Here is a 26,933-nt window from a genome sequence, read left to right as displayed (position 1 = left end):
CTGTTGGTGCTTCTGGTATGTCATTAACTGTTACACTAACTTCTGTTCTTTCGCTTTCGCAACCATTAGTAGATTGAGACACGTAATAACTTCCTGTTGCTACTGCTGATGTAGATTCTAAAACAGTTTCTGAAGTTTCAGTTGCATACCAAGATAAATTAGTACCTGTAGCTTCCAAATCTGCAATTGTTGCACCGCTACAAAAAACTTGTGCTGATGCTGTTGGTGCTTCTGGTACTTCATTAATTGTTACACTAACTGCAACTCTATTAGAAGTATAAGCTTCTGTAATACGTTTAATAGCACCATCATCTAACACTAAAATTTTTCCATCTGCTTCAATAGCTAATTTTCCAGGATATGAAACATTGGCTATAGTTTCTAGACCTGTACCATCAGGGTTCATTCGTTTAATTTCACCATTTTGTGTTGCGACTACAATCTTTCCATCTGCTTGAATGGCTACTCCTGTTGGATAGTTAAAAACACCACCTAAAGTTTCTAAGTTAGTACCATCTGAATTGAAACGCATAATTGATCTAAACCCGAAATTTGCTATCACAATTTTTCCATCCGCTTGAATCGCAATTTGTTTTGAACTTAATTCATAATAGTCATTTAATGTTTCTATTCCCGTACCATCAGCATTCATTCGTTTTACAGAACCTTCATAAAAATCGAAAAAAATAATTTTCCCATCCGCTTGAATGCATACAGAATTTATTTCTAAATAACCATTAAATACGGTTTCTATATTTGAACCATCTGTATTCATTCGATAAATATCATCTACACTTACCACCAAAATTTTTCCATCGGCTTCAATTACAACATCTCTAGTGTCATCAAATCCATTTCCTAAGGTTTCGATATTGGTTCCATCTGCATTCATTCGTGTAATATAACTATCGCTATAATCTGATACCAGTATTTTTCCGTCAGATTGAACAGCTACGCCATTTGGATTATTTAAATCACTTAATAAAGTCGTCACAGAACTCGCTACAGATTCCTCAATATAATATGTCCCTGTTTCAAGTGCTGCTGTATTATCTAATGCAGTACCTCCAATAGCTTCTGAGTACCAACTAACGGTTGCATCTGCAGAAGGTGTGCTCGTTAAATTATCTACGGTTGCAGATCCACAAAATGTTTGTGATGCTTCGCTAATTTCTTTAACAGTTATGGCTGTTCTTAAGCTTTCTCCACATGTGTCAGTTTGACTTACATAATACGTAGTACCATCTACTAAAGAATCACTTAATTCTAAAGACGTACCATCTGAGGCAGCATCATACCAAAGTAAGCCTGTACCTGTAACTGCTAAATCGGCCATGGTTGCTTCACCAGTATAAATTTGTACGCTATTTGCTGCTGGTGCCAGGGGCGCTTCATTAATAGTAACATCTACACTATCAGTTGCTTCACAACCACTTGCACCTGTTGTTGTTACTGTATAAGTACCAGATGTTGCAGGTGTTATGGATGCACTTGTTGTACTTCCTGCAATAGTACCACCTTCTGTTGCAGCCCAAGAGTATGCAGACAAACTCGTGTTCGTAGTTGCTAAAAAATTACTTATGGTAACATTTGCTCCTCCGTTTTGATTAGTAAGCGTACGCATAGTGAATGTAAAATAACTATTTTCTGGTACTGTTATTGTCATAGTACCAGATTGAGATGTACTTCCAGAAAGATCAAACCCATCAAATAAAGTAGGTATTCCGCTAATACGTACAATTGGGTAATCATCAAATGCACTTCCACCAGAGACATAATTCCAAGAAAATGAGAGCGTTGTTTCTAAAACACATTGAATTGTATATTCTGTGTCACCTAAATTACCACTATTAGTATTGCTTCCCCAAATCTGAATACTATGAGGTGCATTCGTATCATCGACAACACCATTTGAGAGGAAGGTTGAAGAAGACCAATTACTTGGTGCAAAATCGCCTTGAAAATCTGTTGCCGTTTCAGATTCCGTTGCTGTTGCTGTAATAGTTGCATCTTCATTTGCACAAAACGACACTGTTGCTGCACCAATAGTTACAGTTGGTGCTTCATTAATAGTAACATTTACTGGAGTTCTGTCGCTCTCAGTTCCATTTTCGGTTTGAGAAACGTAATAGGTTTCCGTTGCCAAATCTGAAGTAGTACTTAAGTTTGTGCCGCCTGTTTCTGTTGTGTACCATTTTAAATCTGTACCTGTAGCTTGCAAATTTGAAACTGTAGCACTTTCACAAAAGCTTTGAGCAGATGCTATTGGAGCGTCTGGACCTGTAGTAACGTAAGTTATAAACCATAAATCCCCTAAAGTATAAAAACCATCGTTTCCTTCTAAAAAATATAAGCCGCCATCACTATACGTATCTCCCGAAGTAATTCGTGTATCCATACTTATATTTTCATTCATAATAAGACGCATAGTATAAAAATTACCACTTGTAATAGCTACTGGTGAAGAAAAGGTAAAGCTTATATTCTGGACTCCGAAATCTAAGAGTACATCGAGCGTTGTGGTAGTTAAAAGCGTACCGTTATACCCGTTACCACTGTATATCAATAAATTAAAGCTACCATTAACAGTAGTAAAACTTTTACTATCTATTTTAAGATCTATTTGAGTCAAGCTTCCCGTTACACCAGCGGTAAAAGACTGGCCTCCAGCATTTGGAAAATTTGTACCAATAAAAGTGGTATCGTCTGGTGAATTTTGCTGGTCAATGGCTTGACCAAAAATTATGAGTTGACATAATAATGACAACGTAAATAAGTAAAGTTTTAGTTTCATAGGTTATAGATTTAGTTTGAATTAATAATCATTCAAATCTATATAATTATCGATGAAATACACTTTTAACGTGTCCAAATGCAATACTATGTATGTAAATGGTATTTCAATCCCTAATATTTTCATTTAATGACAAAAAAAAGCAGCTCTACCATAGTGGTAAATGCTGCCTTTTGCTATTAATCAGATTATAAAGAATGGTTATTATCCGTTTAACCACTAATATATAACCAACCTATTGTATCTCTTTTAATATGGTATGAAATAAAATACTTTGTAATTAAATAGCTGTTTTTGTGATGACTGAACCACAAATTAACCTAAACGGACCTATAATTTGTGCTATTTACTTGAAATGTTTCGCAAATATCTTAGATAAAGGAATTTCTATACTGTTTATAAAAAAAATGGTACCCGCAGTAACCCGTTGTGTTTTTAATTTGTTATTTAAAATGATTTATGACTTTGCACAAAAATATCTGTTGTAAGTTCCTAAATAGTTATAGTCTGTGATTGGTATATATTAGAATAATAATAAATTCCGTAACATTAATTATAGAACCCTAACGTTGTCCTCTAAAACCTAGAATTGTTATGAAATACTTCTGGTTGAATCTTTAAAAAACTCAAATTAAAACAAAAAAGGTCGCATTGCTGCGACCCTTTAATCAACTAAATCAGATTATTATTTTTTAATCACTCTTGTCAAAATTTCTCCAAATTCAGATATCACTTTTAATAAATACACTCCGTTTTCAAATCTCGAAATATCTATAACATTTGTTTCTTGATTACAAGCTTTATTTAATAGTAAACGGCCATTTAAATCGTACACCGTAATTTTAACTTCATTGGCACTTGGCAACATAATGGAAACTTGACCATCAGTTGGGTTTGGGTACACTTTAACAGCATTCAATAAATTACGATCTCCCACTCCTAAAACTTCTTCAACTGTAACAACAATCTCTACACGTTCGCTGTAACAACCGTCATCACTAACACTAGCTACCCAATACGATGTTGAACCAATAGTTTCTGTACTTGGTGTTGGTGCTTCTGAATCAGAAACTCCTCCTGTTTCAGCTTCGTACCATGCTAAGTCTAATCCACCTGAAGTTGCTGTTAATGCACTAGCATCATCACCTTGACTGTAAGTCACTAATGCTGTTACTGTTGGCACTTCTGGAATATCTGAAATAGTAACATTAACCATAGTTCTTTCACTTTCGCAACCATTTGCATTGGCTACTGTTACATAATATATTCCAGTTTCTAAAGCTGTTGTATTACTTAAAGCAGTATCTACTGCATTATACCATTGCATTGTTGTACTTGTTGCTGGTATTAAATCTGCAACCGTTGCTCCTCCACAGAATACTTGTGCTTCTGCTGTTGGTGCGCTTGGTATTGTAGAACCTGTAGTAAGTAGCGATCCTGCCAAAAAGTTACTTGATACACCTGTTAGTGCAAAATTATTTAATGTTCCATGATTGGCATTCACTGTAGCATCAGTTAAAGTTGTAATAGCAGTATTATCTATTACATTAAAACCTTGATTAAATTGATAGTAAGCTACTAAACTTGTTTCTGTGCCTTGCAATTCACAAACTTTGCTTCCGTTAATTTGGTTTTCTGTTCTTACTACATTCCATATACGAACTTCATCAATAGAGCCTTTAAATAAGTTATCTGCAGCATTATAAGATCCAATATTAATTTCATTCCCATTAACTGGCGGCAAAACATTAGTATTTGTATCTATTAATACTCCATCTTTATATAATTTTAAAGTTTGTGCAGGGCTATCATAACTAACAGCCACGTGATACCATGTATTAAGTTCTAATATATTTGAATCTTCTACAGCATTCCACGTACCATTATGGCCAGCTGATAATACACCACTTGGCATCCATAACGCATGTTGTCCAAAATTATCTGAACCTGAAACTATATTGTTTTCGTCAGCATATGCATTCATATAAATCCATGCTTCTTTAGTATAAGACTCTGGTAGTATGTTACCACAATCGATATAGTCGTCCACTCCATCAAAATTTAAGTGCGTTGCTAGTAAACTATTTACTGTAACTATTATTTCAGTTCGCTCACTTTCGCAACCATTGTCGTTTGTACTTGCTACCCAATAAGAGGTTGAACCAACGGTTGATGTATTTGGCGTTGGCGCCGTTATCTCTCCTGTACCTCCTGTTTCTGTCGCATACCATAATAAACCTGTACCTCCGGTTGTTGCCGTTAACGGGCTTGACATATCGTTTTGATTATATAATATTGGTGTGGTTACTATGGGACTAGTAATAATCGATGGCTCTGTTATTGTCTGAAAACCTTCATACTCCAATGAACACCCCTCACTATCTGTTATCCACAAACTATAGCTTCCTGGAAATAAATTATTTATAGTAGATCCAGAATTTCCAGAGTCCGCAATCCCATTTGACCATAAATAGATATAAGGAGGTGTTCCTCCGGATGCTATAACTGTTATACTACCATTACTAAAACCATTACATGAAATATTTTCATAAGAACTTACTATTGTAATTGCTGTATTTACAGTAACACTTACTGATGTTCTTGTGCTCTCGCAACCATTAGCGGATTGAGATACGTAATAACTTCCCGTTGTTATTGCTGTTGTAGGTTCTAAAACGGTTTCTGAAGTTTCATTGGCATACCAAACTAAATTAGTACCTGTAGCTTCCAAATCTGTAATTGTTGCACTGCCACAAAAAACTTGTGCTGATGCTGTTGGTGCTTCTGCTATGCCATTAACTGTTACACTAACTTCCGTTCTCTCACTTTCGCAACCATTGTCATTAGATTCTGAAACATAATATGTTCCTGTTGCTAAATCTGTTGTAATACTTAATGCAACACCTTCTGTTTCTAAATCGTACCATAGTATTGTTGTACTTGGTGCTGGAACTAAATCTGCAACTGTTGCATCACAAAATGCTTGAGCTTCTGCTATTGGCGCTAAAAGAGAATTAACAGTAACATTAACGGAAACTCTTTCACTTTCGCAACCATTAGCATTCACTTCTGCAACATAATATGTTCCTGTTGCTAAATCTGTAGTAGTGCTTAAGGCAACACCTTCTGTTTCTACATCATACCAAACTATTGTAGCACTTGGTGCTGGAACTAAATCTGCAACTGTTCTACTTTCACAGAATTCTTGAGCTTCTGCTGTAGGTACATTAGGAAGGTCATATACAGTAACAACAACCGAACTTCTCTCACTTTCACAACCGACTGCATCTGCTTGAGAAACCCAATACGTGGTTGAACCTAATACAGATGTATTTGGAATTACTGAATTAGATGGCAATCCTCCAGAATTCGTTGTGTACCATTTTAATCTAGTTGCTCCTCCTGTTAAGGTTGCTGTTAAAGCTGTAGCAGAAGTATTTAAACAATATGAGAGCTCTGATGTTGTTGGACCAGAGGCTGGCATAGCTACTAGAGAAGAGCTTACTACTAAATTAGCACTTATTTTTATGGTATCATCAATATCATTGTAAGTATTATAACCCACTATTTTTACATTATTTATTGCGCCATAAGTTGACAAATCAAAAGACTGCGCTTCTCCTATACAATAATCCCCAATTTCTACATCATTGACAAAAACTTTATATTTAACAAAAAGATTGACACAAAGGTTAGTTGGATATGATAAATTCCGAAATTCAGCAATATTTAAAACTACATTAGATTGACAGGAACTGATATCGTTAAAATTTATTTCAACAGCAGAACCTTCAACTGTATCTGAATATATGTGGTCGAAATTTTGAGCGTAGCCAATTAAGCTAAAAAGCATTAAAAAGATTAGAGTGTAATTTTTTTTCATCAATAATAGATTTAGTTTGAATTAATAATCATTCAAATCTATATAATTATCGACGAAATACATTTTTAACGTGTCCAAATGCAATACTATGTATGTAAATGGTATTTCCATCCCTAATATTTTCATTTAATGACAAAAAAAAAGCAGCTCTACCATAGTGGTAAATGCTGCCTTTTGCTATTAATCAGATTATAAAGAATGGTTGGTTATCCGTTCAACCACTAATATATGGCTAAACTATTCCTAATCTTTTAACCTTGGGACGAGATGCAATACTTTGTATGTAAGTCACTGTTTTTGTATTGGTTGAAACAAATGATCCTATACTTAGATCTTAATACTTAAAAAATTGATAATGGCTACTTAAACTGTTTTGCATAGGTTCTAGACAATGGTATTTCTACATTGTTAATTTCAAGTGTGTTTGTTGTAATACGCTCTACTTTATTTTTATTTACTAAAAATGACCGATGGGCTCTTGCAAATGTGTGCAATGGCAATTGCTCTGCAATAGTACTCAACGATTGTCTTATACTATATTTTTTTGAAATAGTATAAATACTACTATAATTACCATCGGCTACAAAATATCTTATATCTGAATATTTAACATTTACCGTATCATATCCATCTTTAAATTGAAAATTCTGATTTTCATTTTTCTGAATGACAATACCTATGGATGCCATTAAATCTACTTTCTTTATAGGCTTTGTTAAATAACCATATGGCCTTGTTTTTATGGCTTCGCTCATTAAAGCAAAATCTTGCTGACCCGTGATAAAAATAACAGCGGCATTATCATTTTTGTTTTCAGATAAGGTTATGCCTTCATTTTTACCGCTTAAATTAATATCCATTAATATAATCTCTGGCACAAAGGTTTTCATTTTAGAAATTGCAGTAGTAGCATCATTTGCGATTTCAATATTTTTAAATTGTTCTTCTTGTAAAATCTCTGAAATGTATTCGGCTATAATAACGTCATCTTCAATAATAAGTATTTTGGTGTTTTTAGGGTTATGCATTACTTATGTCTTTTTGGAATGAAAATGTAAAACCATTTTCAGTATTAATAGTATACTCAATTTTAAGTTGACGACAGATTTTATCTATCAAAATAGGCTTTATGTCTTGCGTTATACGCACTCTTCCATTATCTGAATACGTAAAACTAAGCTGATTTTCTTTTACCCGTAATTCAACATTAATTACTTTGTTGTCCTGATCATTAAAAGCATGTTTTATAGAATTTATAGATAATTCGGTAAGTAATAATCCAAAATACATAGCATAGTCTGATGGAATTTCTACTGTATCTATTTTGAAGTTGGTACTAATGCTGTTTTCGTTAAATACGTCCAAAAAACTATGTTTAACATCATTTAAATAATTAGAAATTTCTATTTTCTTTTTATCTCCGTTTTTATATAAATGCTTGTGCAAGGTTGAAATGGCTTCAACTTTTGTCAATATAATTTTAAGTTGAAAACTATTTTCAGTAGACGCTTTTTTTCAATTGATCTGAAATAAGAATGACCACCAATTGCAAATTATTATTAATTCTATGGTTGGCTTCACTTAGTAAGAACTCGTTTTCTTTAGATAGTGCTTGAAGATCTTTATTGCTTTTTTTTACCTTATTTAGAAAATAAGAAATAAGTAACGTAACTAAAATTACTAACAGGAATAAACCTAGCACTAAATATAATTTTGCTCTGTTTGAAACTAATTCTTTATCCTTATGTATAATTTCTAATCTATTTACCTTTAATTGATTGTCCTTTTCTTTAGATTTATATTTCGTTTCTAAATCTATTAATGCTTTATCTGTTCGTATTTGATTTAATTTATCTGTTACATCATTTATGTATGTTAAATACTCATGAGCTTTTTCATAATTTTTAAGGTTTAAATAAATTTGATAAATGTATTCATTAAAATGATTTTCATCTATTAGCAACTTATTTTCTACGGCAAATTCTTTAGCGTTAAGTGCCTCCTTTAGAGCTTTCTCTATTTGATTATCTCTAGTTAAAGCCATAATATAACTTATATAAGCGTCCGAATGATGTTGAATCATATTATACTGCTCAGAATAATCTAGTATTGATTCAATAAATTTTATTGATTTTTTAAATTCTTTTTTGCGCTCATAGACACCTGCAATTTCAAGTGTTGAATAAAAGACATTATCTTTATCATTAACCTTTTTTGCTAATTCTAATGATTTACTTGCGTAGACTAATGTGGAGTCGTTATTATTATATAACTCAGTAAATAGTGCCGCTTTTCTATTATAATACTTAGTTAAGTACTTATCTTCAATTTTATGCTTTTTAAATAGATATGTAGCTTTCTCGAGTTCTTTTTCAAATTGAGAAATTAAGTGTCTTCTTCTAAAAAACTCAGCCATTTTTACATAATATAAAAACTCTAACTGGACATTATTTGCTTTTTTGGCGAGGTTAAAGGCTTTTAAGTAATATTTACTAGCTTCAAGATTATTTAATTCGTTTTTAGAAATATCTGCTAAACATAAATATATTTCAGCATTAAGTGAACGGTCATTAGATGCTCTTAATTGCGTGTTATAATAAACTTTAGCAGAGTCTAATTTATTTTCTTCAACCATTTTTTCACCAATGATGAAAAACTTTTCATTTTGAGACCATGAAGTGAGGACATAAAAAAGCGAAAGGAATATAAAAAAGTACTTCATATTATGCTTTATGCTTATTTTTTTAGAAATTAAAAAGAAACTATTATAACAACCTTATGATTCAGTTTCCAATGATTAAGCTTTTATAATTTTTTGAATACGTCTACCGTTTTCAGAACTGATTTCAATAAAATAAATGCCTTCCGTTAAAATTGAAACATCCACGGATTCCCCAATTGTTTTCTGTTGTAAAACTGAATTTCCATAAATATCATACAATACAACATCTAAAACCTCGCTATTAGGCTTTGAAATAAATAAGTTATCTGAAACTGGATTGGGATAAATATTCAATTCTGATAAAATTTGATCTGAATTTGATAAACTCACATTTCTATAAGTTGCTATATAACCTGGAAAATTCTCTAATCTTAACTGAGTAAAATCCGCATTAGAATTTAAGGTGATGGAATGACTTGTATTGGCTGATACTTGGTTAAAAAAAGATTTTCAAGATTAATTTCACCTGAAGTATCACATACAGCAAGTGACTGCACAAAACTATTTGGTGTTAAAGTATTTTGTTCAGCATCATAGGTATAGTATCCGGAAAATCCATTGCAGGCACCGAGTCCGTCAAAACTTAAGTCGCTATTAATGGTGAGTTGAGGAATATAATCTGGCTGCACATCCTCATAATCCCAAACGACACCGTCTAGATCTGCTTCCAATTGATGCAAATACCAAGTGCCATAAAGATTAGAATCCTGTGCATTTATGTTCTTTATAAAGAACAGAAAACAAAAAAATATAATTAACCGCTTTGTAGTTTTAGAATTCATAAATAAGAGTTTAGACTCTAAATTTACTCTTTTTTTAATACTTGTAAAATTTGATTATCTCTAATCAAAGTAATTAAGACAGATTACGTTTTCTGCTTTTTCTTTTTAGCTGCTGGAAATAACACGTTATTTAAAATCAATCGGTATCCAGGAGATGTAGGATGCAAGTCCAATTCTGTTTTTGGATCACCTACTCTGTGTGTGTAATCTTCGGGATCGTGACCGCCATAAAAGGTAAAGAAACCTTTCCCTTTAATACCATGAATGTATTTGGCTTCACCATTGGTTCGGTTTTCTCCCATGACCAAAACATTAGATTTAATTTGGTCTCTACTAAATGAGGTTGTTTGTCCCATAAATCCTTTAACCAAAGCCGTATGGTTTTGAGTTAACATCGTTGGAATTGGGTCCCATTTGGCAGAATATTCCATTAATGAAAAATAATCTGTAGTTTTTGGTATTTGACGTTTTTCAGTCATGTCTATTGAAGAAAACTCATATACATTAGGACTCCGTTCTAAAATATAATCTTTAAAAGCAAAGGTTTTACTAAAATCGATTTTATTCTGATAGCCTGGATCACTGCCATCGCCATCAAACATCGGCTCACAAATATCTACTCCTTCTGCAGATAAAGCGATATCAAAACTATCGGTTGCAGAACACATGGCAAACATAAATCCGCCACCAACTACATAATCTCTAATCTTTAATGATACGGCTAATTTTTCCTCGGAAACTTTATTGTAACCTAAGCGTTTGGCTAAGGCTTCAGCTTCTTTTTTATCTTCAATATACCAAGCCGCTGATCGATACGCTCTATAGAATTTTCCGTATTGTCCTGTAAAATCTTCGTGATGTAAATGCAACCAATCGTATAGCAATAATTCATCGTTTAAAACTTCTTCATCGTATATGGTTTCATAAGGAATTTCAGCATATGTTAAAACCATAGTCACCGCATCATCCCACGGCTTCAATCCTGTAGGACTGTAAACTGCTATTTTAGGTGCTTTTTCTAACACCACAGCTTCTTGATTTACAGCAGGACTCGCAATGTCTTCTAATATTTGAGCTGCTTTTGCATCTGAAATGACCTCAAAAGATACACCTCTAATTTGGCATTCGCGCTGAATAATTTCGGCATCAGGTAATAAAAATGAACCTCCTCTATAATTAAGAAGCCATTTTACTTTAAGCTCACGTTCTAAGGTCCAGTAGGTTAAACCATATGCTTTAAGATGGTTCTTCTGTGTTTCAACATCCATCGGAATAAGAATATAGGATGCGTAAGTGTTTGCACTTAAGAAGAGTGTGAAAATTATAACAAGTAAATTTTTCAAGGTCATAGAATTAGAACGGAATATAAGTATTTTTTAGTCTTTAGAGACTCCATTTATTATTCTTTTAAGACCTAAATTGAATATTTAATGAGGTCATTGTAATACGGAAGGCACTCCTTTAGTAACGGTTTAAGGTGATCTGGAATATCTTCCTTTTTTTCTTTGTACATCATAAAACCACTAGATTGATGTACGCTTTTATACCAGTATTCTGCCTAAACACCATCTTCTTTAAGTTGCTGCGGTTGCCATGATAACATGTTTGAATCAAAAGGAATATCGGCAAACTCACATAGTTTTTGAAGTGTTCTCTCTGGATTTAATAATACCTTTTTAGAATCTAATACTGTAAATGGAATATGGTGTGTTTTGAAATACTCAATTAACTCCACATGAAGCGCATAACCCACATCATTTAGTGTAGGGTTTTCAATCACCTTATCAAAAGAAGGTAACATTTCTTTAGGGTCTCTTGTTAGGATGATATTAATTGTGTTTTTCATAAAATCGCGCTTCAAACCCAACAAATGATGCGTCATGTGCTTAAAAAATAATACGGGTTTCTCAGTATTATTAAGCATCATTTTTACGACTTCGTCTCCATCATTTTCCATTGTATCTAGAATAAGTTCAGATCCTGGATGATAATTGTGAGCTTCTGGATGATTTTTTAAATAGTACGCATATAAGGGCTCATCGAACACTTTTGTATCTTGTCGTTGTGCAAACGCATACATTAATGCTGTTGAAATATTTCGTGGGCCAGACCATAAACAAATACGTTTTGTACTAGTCATTATTCACCGTATTTTCTATTAATGCCTCATAAAGTCTATTGAGGTTTCTAGTTACATTCCCGTAATTACCTTTACCAATCTGTCTGCCATCAATTTTTGTTACTGGTGTTACAAACTTCGATTACTTTGGCTCTGGTAATACCATTCATACAATACTTACTTGTAGACGTCCATACTTCACCTTTATTCACAATAAAGAAATTAGTGGCATTACAAGTTGAAACGAAACCATGAATATCTAACATTAAAGCTTCATCTGCACCTGCTTGTATGGCTTGTATAAGCGCTTGAACCTCGTGAAGTTTGCTATGACAATTTAATCTTGGATCTAAATAATCAGGCGACCCTCTACGAATGGTGCTTGTAAAAAGGGTAATTCCTTTTTCCTTAGAATCTTTTGAAGCCGTTTTATATTCAGGGATAATAACCACATTTGGTCCAGAAATGGTGAGACGTGGATCTTGGGATGGTGTTTTTTTAATACCACGAGTGACCATGATTCTTACATGCACACCATCGGTCATCTTATTTGCTTTGAGGGTTTGCATCACTTTAGCCGTTAATTCTTCTTTTGAAAAAGGCAAATGCATACCAACCGATGCGGCCGATGTCCATAACCGATTAAAGTGATCGTCTAAAAACACTAACACACCATGATGTAATCGTAAAGCTTCCCATATACCATCACCGACTAAATAACCGCTATCAAAAACGGAAATCTTAGCGTCGTTTCTTGGAAACAATTGATCATTAATTGAAATAAGAATATCGTTATTTCTACTATCTTCTATAGCATTGTGCGTACCATGAATCATAATTATAATTTTAATATCTAAAGATACTTAAAATTATAATTTGATAACGAAAATAGAGTGTTTAGTCTAAAGGCCTTTCACTACCAGAAAGTAAGCTCGCTATGACTTTGGTCCCTTCAAACTGTTCTAAAATAATTTTGATAAAAACGGTTATTGGAATAGCCATTATTAAACCAGGAATTCCCCAGAGAAACCCCCAAAACATCAACATTACTAATACTGCAATCACATTTATAGAAAAAGATTTTCCCATAAAAATTGGTTCTAAAACGGCACCAAAGGTTACTTGAACCATTGAAATTGCAAAAATAAAGAAGAACAATGTACTTGATGGATCGAGCTCTACGAAAGCAAAAATAGATAAGAATATTACTGAAATAAACGAACCTACCATTTGTACAAAATTAATAGCAAAGGCAAATAATCCCCAGAAAATAGGGAAACTTACATCAAAAAATACGCACATTAATCCTGTAAATAATCCTGTAAGTGCACTCACTAAAACTTTTACTTTAATAAACTTTATAAGATCCTTTTCAATCTTCATAAAGGTCTTAATCGATGTGTGTCTTCTTTTTAGTAATGTACTATTAAGTAGTTTATGAACATTAATGGATTCTGCTAACCACAGCACCACAAAGAAAACAGTCATTAATAAAGTGGTTAAAAATGAATTAAGAAAACCAAGCGTTGATCCTAGATTTTCTTTTTCAAAAAACTGCCCTATAAATCCATGTTCTTGTTCAATCTCTATTCCGAAATTATCTAATAAATAGATTTTTAAGTCTGCTAATTTTAATTCGGCTTTAGATAAAAACTCAGTGTTATTTGCTAATATTTGTTTGCTAGATAATTGTATTAATTCAATACCTAATTTAAGCCCTAATGCTACCAATAATAAAACGATAATAATACTTATAATTTTAGGTACATTTCTACGTCCCAACCATCGCATTAATGGCAAGAATAATAAGGCAATAAACATTGAAAAAATCAATGGGATAAATATAAAAGACAATATCTTTAGTAAATAAAATACTAAAGGCACTACTATAATTAATAGCAACACATTTGTTGTACGTCTTTGTTCTAACATGAGGCAAATTTCTTTTTAACTAAGCGCGCAAAGATAAGTTAAAATACACTTTTTATTTCCATAAATTGCTGTTAAAATGGTACTCCATCATCCTCCGGTCCACCAAAAGCATCTGAAGCTGAAGGAAACTTATCTGGTGTAAATGTATTATCATTAGCAGCATCGTTCATTTTAGAATGAAACTCTGCACCAAAAGGCGTATCAAAATCATCTAAATTATCAAACTTACCTAAGTGTCCAATAAATTTCAATCGTATATTTTCTAAACCACCATTTCTGTGTTTTGCTACAATAAATTCACCTTGACCTTCGGTTGGAGAACGTTCTTCATCATCCCATTCATCAATCTTATAATATTCAGGTCTATAAATAAACGCAACAATATCCGCATCTTGCTCAATCGCTCCAGATTCACGTAAATCAGATAATAAAGGGCGTTTACTACCTCCACGCGTTTCTACCGCACGAGATAACTGAGAAAGTGCAATTACCGGAATACTTAATTCTTTTGCTAAGGCTTTAAGGTTTCGAGAAATCATGGAAATCTCTTGTTCACGATTACCTCCTTTTTGACTTCCACCTGCCGTCATTAACTGCAAATAATCAATCATGATCATTTTAATACCGTATTGTGACGCTAAACGACGTGCTTTTGCTCTTAAATCGAAAATAGAAAGCGACGGCGTATCATCAATAAATAATGGTGCTTGTTCTAAGGTTTTTACTTTAACGTTAAGTTGCTCCCATTCATGCTTTTCTAATTTACCTGTTCTTAACTTTTCAGAAGATAAACCGGTTTCACTAGAAATTAAACGTGTTATTAATTGAACTGAAGACATCTCCAGAGAGAAGAACGCAACAGGCGTATTACTATTAACAGCAACATTCCTTGCCATTGTTAATGTTAAAGCTGTTTTACCCATACCAGGACGTGCAGCAACAATAATTAAATCACTTGGTTGCCAACCCGAGGTTAATTTATCGAGCTTATCAAAACCAGAAGCGACACCACTCATCCCTTCCTTATTAGACATTTCCTCAATTTTCTTTTTAGCTTGAATTACTAAACTTTGAGCAGACTCTGTAGATTTCTTAACGTTACCTTGGGTGACTTCATATAATTTGGCCTCAGCGGTATCTAAAAGATCAAAAACATCCTTTGTCTCGTCATAAGCTTCTTCAATAATTTCGTTTGAAATCTTGATTAAACTTCTCTGAATATATTTCTGAAGAATAATACGTGCATGAAACTCAATATGTGCAGAAGAAGAGACGCGTTGTGTTAAGGAAATAAGGTAAAAATCACCACCAGAAACTTCAAGCTTTTGATCTTTCTTTAATTGACTAGAAACGGTTAATAAGTCAATAGGTTCACTATTTTCAAATAATTTAAAGATGGCTTCAAAGATATGTTTATGCGCATCTTTATAGAATGCATCAGGACTTAAAATGTCAATTACTTCATCAACCCCTTTTTTATCAATCATCATCGCACCAAGAACAACTTCCTCTAAATCAGTTGCTTGAGGCGGAATTTTGCCTTTCTCTAAATTAATGATAGTGCTTTTATCAACTTTGTAGCCTTGTACTGGATTGGGTTGTTTCATAAGTAGCAAAAGTAGTTAAATAGTGTTGAGGAAATGAAGAAGCTCGCTTGACGATGTCAACAGGTCTTCAACAATTTAACTGTTAATAACTTGATTATATTGTTAATAGTGCCAAAAAAAACCGAAGCTAAAACTTCAGTTTTTTTAGTTTCCTATGTTCAGTGGATTTAGTCTTTATAGACTCCCATAGCATCGTATTTTTCCATACGTTGGTTCACTAAATCTTTTGGTGATAAGTTTTTAAGCTCTTCATAAGATTTAATAATGGCGTCTTTTACTGCAGAAAATGCTTTGTCTCTATCTGTATGAGCTCCACCAAGTGGTTCTTTAATTATAGAATCTACAAGCTTCATACGTTTCATATCTTTAGCAGTTAGTTTTAAGGCTTCTGCAGCTTGTTCTTTATATTCCCAGCTTCTCCATAATATTGAAGAACAAGATTCTGGAGAAATTACAGAATACCACGTATTCTCTAACATCATAACCCTATCTCCTACTCCAATACCTAAAGCTCCACCTGAAGCACCTTCACCAATAATAATGGTAATAATCGGTACTTTAAGACGTGCCATTTCTAAAATATTTCTAGCAATAGCTTCACCTTGTCCGCGTTCTTCAGCTTCTAAACCTGGATATGCTCCTGGTGTATCGATTAAAGTGACTACAGGAATTCCAAATTTCTCAGCAGATTTCATAAGTCGTAATGCTTTACGATACCCTTCTGGATTAGACATTCCGAAATTACGATACTGTCTCGTTTTGGTATTGTATCCTTTTTGTTGACCAATAAACATGTACGATTGGTCTCCAATTTTACCTAAACCGCCAATCATGGCTTTATCATCCTTTACATTTCTGTCTCCGTGTAATTCTAAAAAAGTATCACCACAAAGTGCTTTAATATGATCTAAAGTATAAGGTCTATTAGGATGACGAGACAACTGAACACGTTGCCAAGCTGAAAGATTTTTGTAAATATCTTTTTTAGTTTCAGCAAGTTTCTTTTCAATCTGCTTACAGGTTTCAGTGACATCTACATCACTTTCTTTACCTATAATCTCACACTTATCTAGCTGATCCTCTAATTCTTTTATCGGTAATTCAAACTCTAAATATTCCATACAATTTGAAGTTAGTTTTGTTTAGTTAGTTTTGTTAGGTACAAACCTACGTATTCTTATTTCTATTTTATAAAAAATATCTAAAAAAGTAGGCACACATTATTCAATTTACAAAAATAGAATTTATTAAAGAAACTATGAAAACTTTAAGTGTTAATACTGTTTGTTTTCCTTCTTCGTCTTTGATAATTTTTGAAAACCGCATCAAATAAAACAGTTCCCAAAACAAGTATAGCACCCAAATAGAACTGTGGTGACATTTTTTCGGTTTCAGGAAATAGCATCAAGGCAATAGCAATACCGTAGACAGGCTCTAAGTTATAACTCAAAATTACAGTAAAAGGACTTATATAACGCATGACTTCTACTGAACCTATAAATGCATAAGCTGTACAAATTGAAGCTAAAATGAATAAGTAAATCCAATCAGAAGTTGATAGTGTAAAAAATTCTGCATTAAAGCTTTTACCTGTTAAAAGAATGAAAACTGTAAGAAAGAGTACTCCACTGACAAATTCATAAAATGAAATAACGGTTGCACTGTGCTTCTCTATAAAAAGACCATTTATTACCGCAAATAAAGTTGAGAATAAAGCAGAGAACAATCCTAAAATAATCCCATTAATATATCCCATTTCGCTACTGGTAATTAATACAACTCCAAGAATAACAATAATTCCGAAGATAATTTCATAACCTAAAATACGACGTTTAAAAAAAATGGGTTCAATAAACGACGCGAAAAACGCACCAGAAGAGAACATAGCTAATGCAATAGAAACGTTGGCTTGGTTTATGGCTTCGAAAAACGTAATCCAATGCAGTGCAATAATGATCCCTGCTGCAGAAAATTGCCAAAATGTTTTTGATGTTATTTTTATATTTATTCTTACAACTTTAATGTAAATAAACATTAGAATTCCGGCCATTGCCATTCTATACCAAACCAATTCTAAAGCACCAATAGTAATTAATTCTCCTAGTATTGCAGTAAAACCGGCAATGACCACAAGAAAGTGTAAATGTAAATAATGCTTTAATTTAGCGTTTGGCATTTTGCAGCAGATATATGGCTAAAATACCAAATATTACATTAGGAAACCATACGGCAACGATAGCAGGAAAATTAGATTGCTCTGCCATGACACCAAAAACCTTATCGAAGAAAACGTAAATCATTGCAATGGCAATACCAAAAGCTAAATTCACTCCCATACCACCTCTACGCTTTATAGAAGATACAGCCACAGCAATTATAGTTAGAATAAATATGGAAACTGGTAAACTCCATTTTTTTAATTTCACCACTTCATAACGTCCAATATTAGGTGAACCTCTTCGTTTTTCTGCAGCGATAAAATCAAGGAGTTCCCCATAAGATTTTGTTTCTGCGGCATATTCTACAGGTGTTAAATCTTCGAGCTCAAATGGAAATTGTACTGTTTTTTGAGTCTCTTTCTCTACCGTTTCAATGCCATTATCAAATGATCGCTTTAAATAGGTCGTAAGTTTATAAGCACTATCCTTTTCAACATAACTAATTCTATCTGCAAAAATTTTATATTTTAATTCATTGCCTTCAAAATGCTCGTACGTAAAATTTAAACCCGATTTAGTTTTAGGGATAAAATTACTGACATAAATATAGTCGTGATCATTAATTTGTTGGTAAACATCTTTTGTTTGCTGAACTGACTTGTTCTTTTTTAGGTATTTAAATTTGAACTCATTAAACCCTTGACTTGCTATTGGAGCTAAATACATGCCTAAAAACAACGCGAATCCTGCTACAATAGAAGCACCAATCATATAAGGTCTTAAGAATCTTGAAAACGAAACACCAGAACTTAAAAACGCGACAATTTCTGTGTTATTTGCCAGTTTGGATGTAAACCAAATAACCGATAAGAATAAAAATAACGGAAATAAAAGGTTCGCAAAATATACCGTAAAATCTAAATAATAAAACGCGATCTCCCCAAACGGCACGTCATTTTCTAACATTTTACCTACTTTTTCTGCTAAATCTACAGTAATCCCAATAGGGACAAAAAGTAGTAACATCATTAGAAATGTAAACAAATACCGTTTTAATATGTACCAATCTAGGATTTTCAAGTGTCTTCTTTAGTTGTTTAGTTGTTTAACAGAACTTATCGTTTTAATATTAAATTCAGTTTCAAAATTAAGTTCTATGTCTACAAACGGTTATCCATTTGTTTTACCATTTTGTCTTTCCAAGCTCTAAAATCACCTGCTATAATATGCTTTCTAGCTTCTCTAGTCAACCAAAGGTAAAATCCTAGATTATGAATAGTGGCAATTTGCTTTCCTAATAATTCGTTAACCGTAAACAAGTGTCTTAAATACGCTTTGCTATATTCTGTATCAACAAATGTAATTCCCATTTCATCTACTGGCGAAAAATCATCAGCCCATTTTAAATTCTTAATATTAATAGAGCCGTGAGCTGTAAATAACATACCGTTTCTTGCATTACGCGTTGGCATCACACAATCAAACATATCTACACCTAACGCTATATTTTCTAAAATATTGATTGGTGTTCCCACGCCCATCAAATACCGCGGTTTGTCTTCTGGCAAAATACTACAAACGATATCTGTCATAGCATACATTTCTTCCGCTGGCTCTCCTACTGATAGTCCACCAATAGCATTCCCTGCAGCACCTGCATTTGCAATATACTCCGCAGATTGCTCTCTCAAATCTTTATAACAACTACCTTGAACAATCGGAAAAAATGTTTGCTCATAGTCATACTTAAAAGGTGTCTTTTTGAGATGCGTTAAACAACGCTCTAGCCAACGATGCGTCATATGCATAGAACGTTTAGCGTAGTTATAATCACATGGATAAGGTGTACATTCATCAAAGGCCATAATAATATCGGCACCAATACTTCGCTGTACTTCCATCACATTTTCTGGAGTAAACACATGGTAACTACCATCAATATGGGATTTAAACTTTACACCTTCTTCTTTAATCTTTCTATTTGAAGACATAGAGTACACTTGGTAACCACCAGAATCGGTTAAAATATTACGGTCCCAATTCATAAATTTATGCAAGCCTCCAGCTTGTTCCAAAATTGGAGTCTGAGGTCTTAAATAAAGATGATACGTATTTCCTAGAATAATATCTGGATTAATATCATTTTTTAATTCCCGCTGATGTACTCCCTTTACGGAAGCCACAGTACCAACTGGCATAAAAATAGGAGTTTCTATAATTCCATGATCCGTTGTTATTGTACCAGCTCTTGCCTTGCTTTGCGTATCTTTTGCTACTCTTTGAAATTTCATGTGTTTGTACTTATTGTTTTTCAGAAGACACATGCTGTGCGCTATTAATCATTAATAATTTTAGCATGTTTGTCTCATGAATTGTAAGTCAGACGGCAAATATAAATAACTCTATAGTATTCCCTCTTAAATTAAATTTAAAAAACAATGTTCTAATAATTTGTTATTGTTTTCATCTTTTTTCAGCATATTGTTAGCAAATCATACAATTCGTTAATAAGTGCTCCTTTTCAACTTTTGAAAACCCTTAGTAAAAAGTTACTTTTGTAGCATAAAACTTAAGCAACATAACATGCCAAACATTAAAGAATTAACTGATTTAACTACTCAAGTTCGTAGAGATATTATACGAATGGTACACAAGGTAAACTCTGGTCATCCAGGAGGATCGCTAGGTTGTGCTGAATTTTTTGTTTCTCTATACCAAGAGCTGATGGAAAGAAAAGATGGTTTTGATATGGACGGAATTGGAGAAGATTTATTTTTCCTTTCAAACGGACATATTTCACCTGTATATTATAGTGTATTAGCAAGATCTGGATATTTCCCTGTTGAAGAGCTGAATACATTTAGACTTATTAACTCGCGTTTACAAGGACACCCAACGACACATGAAGGGTTACCAGGTATCCGAATTGCTTCAGGTTCTTTAGGCCAAGGTATGTCTGTTGCTCTTGGTGCAGCACAAGCCAAGAAACTAAATAATGATGATCATTTAGTCTATAGTCTTCATGGTGATGGAGAATTACAAGAGGGTCAAAACTGGGAAGCTATTATGTATGCTTCGGCTAAAAAAGTAGATAATCTTATTTCAACAATAGATTTAAACCAACAACAAATAGATGGTTCTACAGACGATGTTTTACCAATGGGAAGTATAAGAGCAAAATTTGAAGCTTTTGGATGGACAGTTTTAGACATCGAAAAAGGTAACGATATTGAAGCTATACTAGAGGGTATGAAAGAAGCAAAATCATTAACAGGAAAAGGAAAGCCTGTTTGCGTGCTGCTACATACAGTAATGGGTAACGGTGTCGATTTTATGATGCATACACATGCTTGGCATGGAAAAGCTCCTAACGATGAGCAACTTGCCAACGGTTTAGCTCAGAATCCTGAAACTTTAGGAGATTACTAAATAAAGTCTAATTAAACAGATACCCACTTATGTGGGCATTATTATGAAAACATACACATATACAGAAAAGAAAGATACAAGAAGTGGATTTGGTGCAGGTTTAACAGAATTAGGACGTACAAATCCTAATGTTGTTGCCTTATGTGCTGACTTAATTGGATCATTAAAAATGGATCAATTCATTGCGGAAAATCCTGAACGTTTTTTCCAAATCGGAATCGCAGAGGCTAACATGATGGGCATTGCAGCAGGTTTAACTATTGGTGGAAAAATTCCATTTACAGGGACGTTTGCTAATTTCTCAACAGGCCGCGTTTATGATCAAATTCGTCAATCTATTGCTTATTCTGGTAAGAATGTAAAAATTTGTGCATCTCACGCGGGATTAACTTTAGGTGAAGATGGAGCTACACATCAAATTTTAGAAGATATCGGATTAATGAAAATGCTACCAGGAATGGTTGTTATTAATCCATGTGATTACAACCAAACAAAAGCGGCAACTATTGCTATTGCAGACTATGATGGTCCTGTATATTTAAGATTTGGTCGTCCTTCTGTGCCAATTTTTACTCCTGCCGATCAGAAATTCGAAATTGGTAAAGCTATTAAATTCACTGAAGGAACTGATGTTACTATCGTTGCAACAGGTCACTTAGTTTGGGAAGCTTTAGAAGCATCAAAAGCGTTACATGAAGCTGGTATTTCTGCGGAGGTAATTAACATTCATACCATAAAGCCATTAGACGACAAAGCTATTTTGGACTCTGTTGCTAAAACAGGTTGTATAGTTACTGCTGAAGAGCACAACCATCTTGGTGGTTTAGGAGAAAGTGTTGCTAGAGTTTTAGCACAACACAGACCAACACCTCAAGAATTTGTTGCTACAAATGATACTTTCGGGGAATCTGGTACACCAGCACAACTAATGGACAAGTATGGTTTAAATAGCGAGGCTATTCAAAATGCTGTTAAAAAAGTAATGAAAAGAAAATAATTTTGATTTGCTATCGTTTTTGAGGTAAGTACCTAATCTTATAAAAAACGAACATTATGAAAAATTTAAAAAAACAGTAATTGCAACTGTGGCTTTTGCTTTTGTTGGGTTTTCAATGACGGCTCAAAACGGAAATTCTTTTGGAATTAAAGGGGGTTTAAATTATAGTGCTAACGGAGATTATTTTGAATCTGCTAGTGCTAATGCAAAAAACCCGGATCGCAACATTGGATACCATATTGGCCTTTTCGGAAAAATAGGTAACAAATTGTATTTGAAACCTGAGCTCGTTTACACGGCTACCAGAAGTGATTATAGTAGTGATGAGTTTTCAGTTAAGAAACTCGACGCGCCGATACTTTTAGGTGTTACGGTCCTAGGACCTTTAAGTATTTTTGCAGGACCATCATTTCAGTATATTTTAGATACAGAATTTGACGGTATTACTATCGACAACGTTAAAGACGATTTTTCTGTTGGATTAAATTTTGGTGTCGGACTTAGCTTTAATAACATCGGAGTAGACCTAAGATACGAAAGAGGTTTTAATCATAACGAAGCTACGTTTATTGATACTAATTTAGGTACTGGTGTTGTAAGTAGAATTGACACCAGGCCAGATCAGTTAATATTAAGCTTATCTATTGCGCTTTAGCAAAAGCTAAAAAAATAGTATATAAAAAGCCGCTCAAAAATTTTGAGCGGCTTTCTTATGTTAAGAATTTAGTTCAACTACTATATCTCATTGTAATTAGTTGTAAACGTTGGATCTAAGTAATCTGGTGTACCATCACTATCAGAATCTACAATAGTTACGGTTTTAATAGTAATTACACCACCTATTTGAGTTCTACTTCTTTCAAACTCGTTAGCCGCAAGCACTGGCTCATCTTCATTATCATTTGTATTAACAGTATACGTTGTAGGAATTAATTCATCTATAGTTAAAACAAGATCTCCATCATCATCAATATCTACAAAATTTGGATTAAAATCTCCGTCCGTATCATCATTAGTTACATCTAAATCTCCATCTAAATCTTCAAGATAAGAAGGGACTCCGTCATTATCATGATCTTCTACTTCAAACTGTAATAATTCGAATTTAAAAATAAGGTTATCATAAGAAGCCCCTGTATTAGTTCCTGAGAAATATCCCAAGCCAGAAGGCACAAACATAACTCCTAAGCCAAAATTACCAAAAGTAATATTACCATTAACGTCAATTATATAATCAGAAGTAGCTGAAGCGTTAAAAGAAGGCATTACAAGTTGCCATGCTTTTATTACGCCTCCTGTAAAACCATCTGTTTGCAAGTTAAAATCTACAGGTGTTACACTAGAATCAAAAACCTCATAATTACCTTCTAAGGCATCATTTACTGAAGTTCCTTCATATCGCACACGAATTTTATCTACAAAGGTTGGTGAATCACCTCCCCCTTGGTTTATATTTAATACATAATACTCATAATTGGCTTCAAAATAAGTTGTGGTACGTGTTTCAACCGCAGTCATTAATAATGTATGATTTTCTGGTACGGTTTCTCCTTCTTCTAATGCTGTAATAACGATATCTGTATATTTATGATCCGAACCTGTTAGAAAAAAGCCAGAATTATAGTAATGTGTAGATAAGTAGAGTAACAAAGAATCTCTATCTTTAACTTGCTGCTCTGTTCTATCTTCTTCAACGAAAGCAACTGTATCATCATCATCACTTTTACAAGAGATTACGACCGTAGACAACACCATTAATAAAAGGCTAAATTTTAAAATTTTAATTTTCATATAAATTTATATTGAACGTATAAAACCACCACAGTTGATATACGAAGTTCATTATTGCTTATTTTTAACGCGCAAGATACAATAATATAATATTTTTGCACTACAAGATTAACGTAGTTTTTAGTAAAAAAGATATGCGAATTGATAAATATTTATGGTGTGTACGCTATTACAAAACACGAAGCATTGCAACAAAAGCATGCAAAAAAGGACAAGTAAAAGTTAATGGTGCGGCAGTAAAACCATCGAGAGAAGTGTTTCCTACCGATAAAATAGAACTAAGAAAAGACCAAATCATTTATCAGCTTACTGTTAATGATTCACCCCCCAATCGTGTGGGGGCAAAATTAGTTGATTTATACAGAACAGACACCACACCCAAATCTGCGTTTGAGGCACAAGAGCTCTTAAAATACAGTAAAGATTATTATAGAAAGAAAGGCGCAGGACGACCTACCAAAAAGGATCGACGAGATATTGATGACTTTCATGAAGATGACGAAGAATAACCCTATGGCATCTTTAAAATAATATTAATGTATGAACAAAATAGGTCAAGAATATTGGGAAGAGTGTTACGAAACTAACAAAACAGGTTGGAATGTTGGCTACACGTCTACTCCTCTAAAAACCTATTTTGATCAACTTAAGGATAAGACCGTGAAAATTTTAATTCCAGGTGCTGGTAATAGTTATGAAGCCGAATATTTATGGAACAACGGTTTTAAAAATCTTTATATATTAGATTTTGCACAACAACCTTTACATAATTTTAACGAACGTATCCCAGAATACCCAAAAGCACAACTCCTAAACTTTGACTTTTTTGAATGTGATGACAGCTATGACTATATCTTTGAACAAACCTTTTTCTGTGCGCTACATCCTAGTATAAGAAAACACTATGTTGAAAAAATGTATCATTTGTTAAAACCCAAAGGGAAGCTTATTGGTTTATTCTTTAATTTTGAATTAACCGAAGATGGTCCACCATTTGGAGGGAGTCTCACAGAATACAAATCGCTTTTTGAAAACAAGTTTCATCTAAATGTATTAGAACCTTCAATTAATTCGATAAAAGAAAGACAAGGTAATGAACTGTTTTTTATCTTTGAAAAAAAGAGCTAATGGCACTTACAAAAAATACAATTTTAAGTCATAAAGAAATTGAGCATAAAATAAAACGTATTGCATATCAAATTTATGAAAGCAACGTAAATGAAACAGAGCTCATTATTGCAGGCATTGAAAGCAATGGTTATCTTCTTGCAAAAAAGATAAAATCTAATTTAGATAAAATTTCTACTATTGAATCTACCTTATGTAAGGTGAAGATAAATAAATTAGAACCAACAGCTCCAATTAAAACCTCGATACCTAAAGAAGAGTATACGAATAAATCCATCGTGCTTATTGACGATGTATTAAATTCTGGTAGTACTTTAATTTATGGTATTAAACACTTTTTAGATGTGCCTCTAAAGCAGTTTAAAACAGCGGTTTTAGTTAATCGTAATCATAAAAAATATCCCGTTAAGGCTGATTTCAAAGGTATTTCCCTTTCAACCTCTTTATTTGAACATGTACATGTTAACTTATCTAAGCAACCTTACGAAGCCTATTTAGATTAAATGCACTACGAGATCTTCTAAAATTTCTTGTTTCATTTTATGATCTGTGTTGAGTGTAAATTGTGATTTACTATAATATTGATTGCGCTCAAATAAGTGCTTACCTATAAACTCTAATAATTCAGTTTCAGAATTTAAATGACTTATTAGAGGTCGTTTTTCTCTTTCTGTGAATAAACGTTTTGATAAAAGTGGTATTGACAGTTTAAGATAAAAACTAGTTACATTAGTATTATTAATTATCAAATCCATGTTTTTACCATAACAAGGAGTACCTCCACCAAGCGCTAAAACTATATTTTCAGAAGAATTTAGAACCTCATTTAAATATTCTGTTTCTTTTCTTCTAAAGTAAATTTCACCTTTTGTTTTAAATATTTCAGCAATTGACCCTTTTTCCTTGTCTGAAATGTAATCATCTAAATCTAAAAAACTGTACTCCAGAGCTGTAGCCAATTCCTTACCAATAGTTGATTTTCCTGACCCCATATATCCTATTAAAACTATAATCATAGCACTTATAAATTGATTATTAAACCGATAGGTTTGTTCACAACAAAAAACGAAAAAAAATTTAAAAAAGTGTTGTTAAATTAAAGAAAGCTTATATATTTGCACCCTCGTTAGAGAAAAGCATAAATGACCAGTTAGCTCAGTTGGCAGAGCATCTCCCTTTTAAGGAGAGGGTCCTGGGTTCGAGCCCCAGACTGGTCACTAAAAAAAGTTAAGCATTACGCTTAACTTTTTTTTTGCTTAAAACTCAACTCATACTCCGAAAAACATATGATTGTCAAAAACATTAAGGTGACAAAACAATAAATAGCAAACAACAAAAATCACACTCCACCGCTATTAACTACTTTAAAAACAAATAATTACACCTTTAAAAAACGCTATTCATTATCTCTGAAATTTTCAATTGATAAAAAAAATTATTTTTTTTAATTCTAGTCTTTGTATTTGCATAAAGGTTTTATATTTGCACCCTCGTTAGAAAAAAACATAACGACCAGTTAGCTCAGTTGGCAGAGCATCTCCCTTTTAAGGAGAGGGTCCTGGGTTCGAGCCCCAGACTGGTCACTAAAAA

At 33.2% G+C, this 26,933-nt stretch carries 24 protein-coding genes and 2 tRNA genes; 8 read left to right on the top strand and 18 right to left on the bottom strand.

The genetic code is table 11. The annotated features are described in order from the left end of the window. The 16 genes from ADIWIN_RS11390 to tgt form a co-directional block, all read right to left on the bottom strand. On the bottom strand, positions 1-2,794 hold a 2,794-nt coding region (locus tag ADIWIN_RS11390; protein WP_040757139.1), incomplete at its 3' end, for an Ig-like domain-containing protein. A gap of 685 nt (positions 2,795-3,479) precedes the next feature. Then, entirely contained in the window at positions 3,480-6,677 is a 3,198-nt protein-coding gene (locus ADIWIN_RS11380; RefSeq protein WP_040757135.1) for an Ig-like domain-containing protein, read from the bottom strand. A 359-nt stretch (positions 6,678-7,036) separates the two neighbouring features. Next, entirely contained in the window at positions 7,037-7,705 is a 669-nt protein-coding gene (locus tag ADIWIN_RS11375; protein ID WP_020896952.1) for a LytR/AlgR family response regulator transcription factor, read from the bottom strand. Beyond that, the gene (locus ADIWIN_RS11370; RefSeq protein WP_020896951.1) at positions 7,698-8,150 is read right to left on the bottom strand and encodes a sensor histidine kinase; all 453 of its coding nucleotides are present in this window, start codon (positions 8,148-8,150) and stop codon (positions 7,698-7,700) included. Before ADIWIN_RS11370 ends, ADIWIN_RS11375 begins: the two co-directional genes overlap by 8 nt. 25 nt (positions 8,151-8,175) lie before the next feature. After that, a complete protein-coding gene (locus ADIWIN_RS11365) occupies positions 8,176-9,399 on the bottom strand; it encodes a hypothetical protein (RefSeq protein ID WP_020896950.1) in 1,224 nt (407 codons plus the stop codon). Between the two features lie 75 nt (positions 9,400-9,474). Beyond that, positions 9,475-9,729, bottom strand: coding sequence for a T9SS type A sorting domain-containing protein (locus tag ADIWIN_RS11360; RefSeq protein WP_040757132.1), 255 nt, complete (start codon positions 9,727-9,729; stop codon positions 9,475-9,477). Positions 9,730-9,797: 68 nt separating this feature from the next. Beyond that, complete coding sequence (locus tag ADIWIN_RS11355) at positions 9,798-10,181, bottom strand: META domain-containing protein (RefSeq protein WP_040757129.1); 384 nt, start codon at positions 10,179-10,181, stop codon at positions 9,798-9,800. 83 nt (positions 10,182-10,264) lie between these two features. Continuing rightward, the gene (locus ADIWIN_RS11350; RefSeq protein WP_020896947.1) at positions 10,265-11,449 is read right to left on the bottom strand and encodes a hypothetical protein; all 1,185 of its coding nucleotides are present in this window, start codon (positions 11,447-11,449) and stop codon (positions 10,265-10,267) included. Between the two features lie 290 nt (positions 11,450-11,739). Continuing rightward, positions 11,740-12,321, bottom strand: coding sequence for a sulfotransferase-like domain-containing protein (locus tag ADIWIN_RS11345; RefSeq protein ID WP_200859802.1), 582 nt, complete (start codon positions 12,319-12,321; stop codon positions 11,740-11,742). 89 nt (positions 12,322-12,410) lie between these two features. Next, complete coding sequence (locus ADIWIN_RS11340) at positions 12,411-13,136, bottom strand: aminotransferase class IV (RefSeq protein WP_020896945.1); 726 nt, start codon at positions 13,134-13,136, stop codon at positions 12,411-12,413. A 61-nt stretch (positions 13,137-13,197) separates the two neighbouring features. After that, the gene (locus ADIWIN_RS11335; protein ID WP_040757127.1) at positions 13,198-14,232 is read right to left on the bottom strand and encodes an AI-2E family transporter; all 1,035 of its coding nucleotides are present in this window, start codon (positions 14,230-14,232) and stop codon (positions 13,198-13,200) included. Between the two features lie 71 nt (positions 14,233-14,303). Then, entirely contained in the window at positions 14,304-15,839 is a 1,536-nt protein-coding gene (gene dnaB, locus ADIWIN_RS11330; RefSeq protein WP_020896943.1) for a replicative DNA helicase, read from the bottom strand. A gap of 167 nt (positions 15,840-16,006) precedes the next feature. After that, entirely contained in the window at positions 16,007-16,960 is a 954-nt protein-coding gene (locus tag ADIWIN_RS11325; RefSeq protein ID WP_020896942.1) for an acetyl-CoA carboxylase carboxyltransferase subunit alpha, read from the bottom strand. 146 nt (positions 16,961-17,106) lie between these two features. Continuing rightward, on the bottom strand, positions 17,107-18,015 hold the full coding sequence (locus ADIWIN_RS11320; protein WP_020896941.1) for a DMT family transporter: 909 nt from the start codon (positions 18,013-18,015) through the stop codon (positions 17,107-17,109). Next, the gene (locus ADIWIN_RS11315) at positions 18,002-19,024 is read right to left on the bottom strand and encodes an LptF/LptG family permease (protein WP_040757125.1); all 1,023 of its coding nucleotides are present in this window, start codon (positions 19,022-19,024) and stop codon (positions 18,002-18,004) included. The genes ADIWIN_RS11320 and ADIWIN_RS11315 overlap by 14 nt, the downstream gene beginning before the upstream one ends. Before the next feature lie 134 nt (positions 19,025-19,158). After that, positions 19,159-20,289, bottom strand: coding sequence for a tRNA guanosine(34) transglycosylase Tgt (gene tgt / locus ADIWIN_RS11310; RefSeq protein WP_020896939.1), 1,131 nt, complete (start codon positions 20,287-20,289; stop codon positions 19,159-19,161). A 292-nt stretch (positions 20,290-20,581) separates the two neighbouring features. Between tgt and ADIWIN_RS11305 the strand changes: the two genes are divergently transcribed. The 3 genes from ADIWIN_RS11305 to ADIWIN_RS11295 all read left to right on the top strand — a co-directional run bounded on the left by ADIWIN_RS11305 (position 20,582) and on the right by ADIWIN_RS11295 (position 23,079). Beyond that, on the top strand, positions 20,582-21,427 hold the full coding sequence (locus ADIWIN_RS11305; RefSeq protein WP_020896938.1) for a transketolase: 846 nt from the start codon (positions 20,582-20,584) through the stop codon (positions 21,425-21,427). 43 nt (positions 21,428-21,470) lie between these two features. Then, a complete protein-coding gene (locus ADIWIN_RS11300) occupies positions 21,471-22,424 on the top strand; it encodes a transketolase family protein (protein ID WP_040757123.1) in 954 nt (317 codons plus the stop codon). Between the two features lie 115 nt (positions 22,425-22,539). Continuing rightward, a complete protein-coding gene (locus tag ADIWIN_RS11295; RefSeq protein WP_051155453.1) occupies positions 22,540-23,079 on the top strand; it encodes an outer membrane beta-barrel protein in 540 nt (179 codons plus the stop codon). A gap of 80 nt (positions 23,080-23,159) precedes the next feature. Here ADIWIN_RS11295 and ADIWIN_RS19630 read toward each other — a convergent pair whose 3' ends face one another. Continuing rightward, complete coding sequence (locus ADIWIN_RS19630; protein ID WP_020896935.1) at positions 23,160-24,215, bottom strand: FKBP-type peptidyl-prolyl cis-trans isomerase; 1,056 nt, start codon at positions 24,213-24,215, stop codon at positions 23,160-23,162. 134 nt (positions 24,216-24,349) lie between these two features. Between ADIWIN_RS19630 and ADIWIN_RS11285 the strand changes: the two genes are divergently transcribed. The 3 genes from ADIWIN_RS11285 to ADIWIN_RS11275 are packed head-to-tail and all read left to right on the top strand — an operon-like array spanning position 24,350 to position 25,846. Further along, on the top strand, positions 24,350-24,724 hold the full coding sequence (locus ADIWIN_RS11285) for an RNA-binding S4 domain-containing protein (protein ID WP_020896934.1): 375 nt from the start codon (positions 24,350-24,352) through the stop codon (positions 24,722-24,724). A gap of 31 nt (positions 24,725-24,755) precedes the next feature. Next, positions 24,756-25,343: a methyltransferase domain-containing protein gene (locus ADIWIN_RS11280; RefSeq protein ID WP_020896933.1), complete on the top strand. Its 588-nt coding sequence runs from the start codon at positions 24,756-24,758 to the stop codon at positions 25,341-25,343. Then, the gene (locus ADIWIN_RS11275; RefSeq protein WP_020896932.1) at positions 25,343-25,846 is read left to right on the top strand and encodes a phosphoribosyltransferase family protein; all 504 of its coding nucleotides are present in this window, start codon (positions 25,343-25,345) and stop codon (positions 25,844-25,846) included. Before ADIWIN_RS11280 ends, ADIWIN_RS11275 begins: the two co-directional genes overlap by 1 nt. On the opposite strand, the gene ADIWIN_RS11270 is transcribed toward ADIWIN_RS11275, so the two are convergent. Next, positions 25,838-26,359 carry a shikimate kinase gene (locus ADIWIN_RS11270; protein ID WP_020896931.1) on the bottom strand — a complete coding sequence of 174 codons (522 nt, stop codon included), beginning with the start codon at positions 26,357-26,359 and terminating at the stop codon, positions 25,838-25,840. The genes ADIWIN_RS11275 and ADIWIN_RS11270 overlap by 9 nt on opposite strands. Before the next feature lie 128 nt (positions 26,360-26,487). On the opposite strand from ADIWIN_RS11270, the gene ADIWIN_RS11265 reads away from it, so the two are divergent. Together ADIWIN_RS11265 and ADIWIN_RS11260 are read left to right on the top strand one after the other, a co-directional pair. After that, positions 26,488-26,560: transfer RNA gene (locus tag ADIWIN_RS11265), tRNA-Lys, on the top strand. Positions 26,561-26,853: 293 nt separating this feature from the next. Next, positions 26,854-26,926, top strand: a tRNA-Lys gene (locus ADIWIN_RS11260). Positions 26,927-26,933: the final 7 nt, after the last annotated feature.

Source organism: Winogradskyella psychrotolerans RS-3, from assembly GCF_000427335.1.
GTDB classification, from domain to species: domain Bacteria; phylum Bacteroidota; class Bacteroidia; order Flavobacteriales; family Flavobacteriaceae; genus Winogradskyella; species Winogradskyella psychrotolerans.
This window is presented reverse-complemented; position numbering and strand designations above follow the sequence as displayed.

Bases quoted from the DNA above. Each gene is read 5' to 3' on its own strand.
- ADIWIN_RS11380 (WP_040757135.1), bottom strand. From the start codon at position 6,677: ATGAAAAAAAATTACACTCTAATCTTTTTAATGCTTTTTAGCTTAATT.
- ADIWIN_RS11375 (WP_020896952.1), bottom strand. From the start codon at position 7,705: ATGCATAACCCTAAAAACACCAAAATACTTATTATTGAAGATGACGTT.
- ADIWIN_RS11365 (WP_020896950.1), bottom strand. From the start codon at position 9,399: ATGAAGTACTTTTTTATATTCCTTTCGCTTTTTTATGTCCTCACTTCA.
- ADIWIN_RS11355 (WP_040757129.1), bottom strand. From the start codon at position 10,181: ATGAATTCTAAAACTACAAAGCGGTTAATTATATTTTTTTGTTTTCTG.
- ADIWIN_RS11350 (WP_020896947.1), bottom strand. From the start codon at position 11,449: ATGGATGTTGAAACACAGAAGAACCATCTTAAAGCATATGGTTTAACC.
- ADIWIN_RS11345 (WP_200859802.1), bottom strand. From the start codon at position 12,321: ATGACTAGTACAAAACGTATTTGTTTATGGTCTGGCCCACGAAATATT.
- ADIWIN_RS11340 (WP_020896945.1), bottom strand. From the start codon at position 13,136: ATGATTCATGGTACGCACAATGCTATAGAAGATAGTAGAAATAACGAT.
- ADIWIN_RS11335 (WP_040757127.1), bottom strand. From the start codon at position 14,232: ATGTTAGAACAAAGACGTACAACAAATGTGTTGCTATTAATTATAGTA.
- dnaB (WP_020896943.1), bottom strand. From the start codon at position 15,839: ATGAAACAACCCAATCCAGTACAAGGCTACAAAGTTGATAAAAGCACT.
- ADIWIN_RS11325 (WP_020896942.1), bottom strand. From the start codon at position 16,960: ATGGAATATTTAGAGTTTGAATTACCGATAAAAGAATTAGAGGATCAG.
- ADIWIN_RS11320 (WP_020896941.1), bottom strand. From the start codon at position 18,015: ATGCCAAACGCTAAATTAAAGCATTATTTACATTTACACTTTCTTGTG.
- ADIWIN_RS11315 (WP_040757125.1), bottom strand. From the start codon at position 19,024: ATGTTACTACTTTTTGTCCCTATTGGGATTACTGTAGATTTAGCAGAA.
- tgt (WP_020896939.1), bottom strand. From the start codon at position 20,289: ATGAAATTTCAAAGAGTAGCAAAAGATACGCAAAGCAAGGCAAGAGCT.
- ADIWIN_RS11305 (WP_020896938.1), top strand. From the start codon at position 20,582: ATGCCAAACATTAAAGAATTAACTGATTTAACTACTCAAGTTCGTAGA.
- ADIWIN_RS11300 (WP_040757123.1), top strand. From the start codon at position 21,471: ATGAAAACATACACATATACAGAAAAGAAAGATACAAGAAGTGGATTT.
- ADIWIN_RS11295 (WP_051155453.1), top strand. From the start codon at position 22,540: ATGACGGCTCAAAACGGAAATTCTTTTGGAATTAAAGGGGGTTTAAAT.
- ADIWIN_RS19630 (WP_020896935.1), bottom strand. From the start codon at position 24,215: ATGAAAATTAAAATTTTAAAATTTAGCCTTTTATTAATGGTGTTGTCT.
- ADIWIN_RS11285 (WP_020896934.1), top strand. From the start codon at position 24,350: ATGCGAATTGATAAATATTTATGGTGTGTACGCTATTACAAAACACGA.
- ADIWIN_RS11280 (WP_020896933.1), top strand. From the start codon at position 24,756: ATGAACAAAATAGGTCAAGAATATTGGGAAGAGTGTTACGAAACTAAC.
- ADIWIN_RS11275 (WP_020896932.1), top strand. From the start codon at position 25,343: ATGGCACTTACAAAAAATACAATTTTAAGTCATAAAGAAATTGAGCAT.
- ADIWIN_RS11270 (WP_020896931.1), bottom strand. From the start codon at position 26,359: ATGATTATAGTTTTAATAGGATATATGGGGTCAGGAAAATCAACTATT.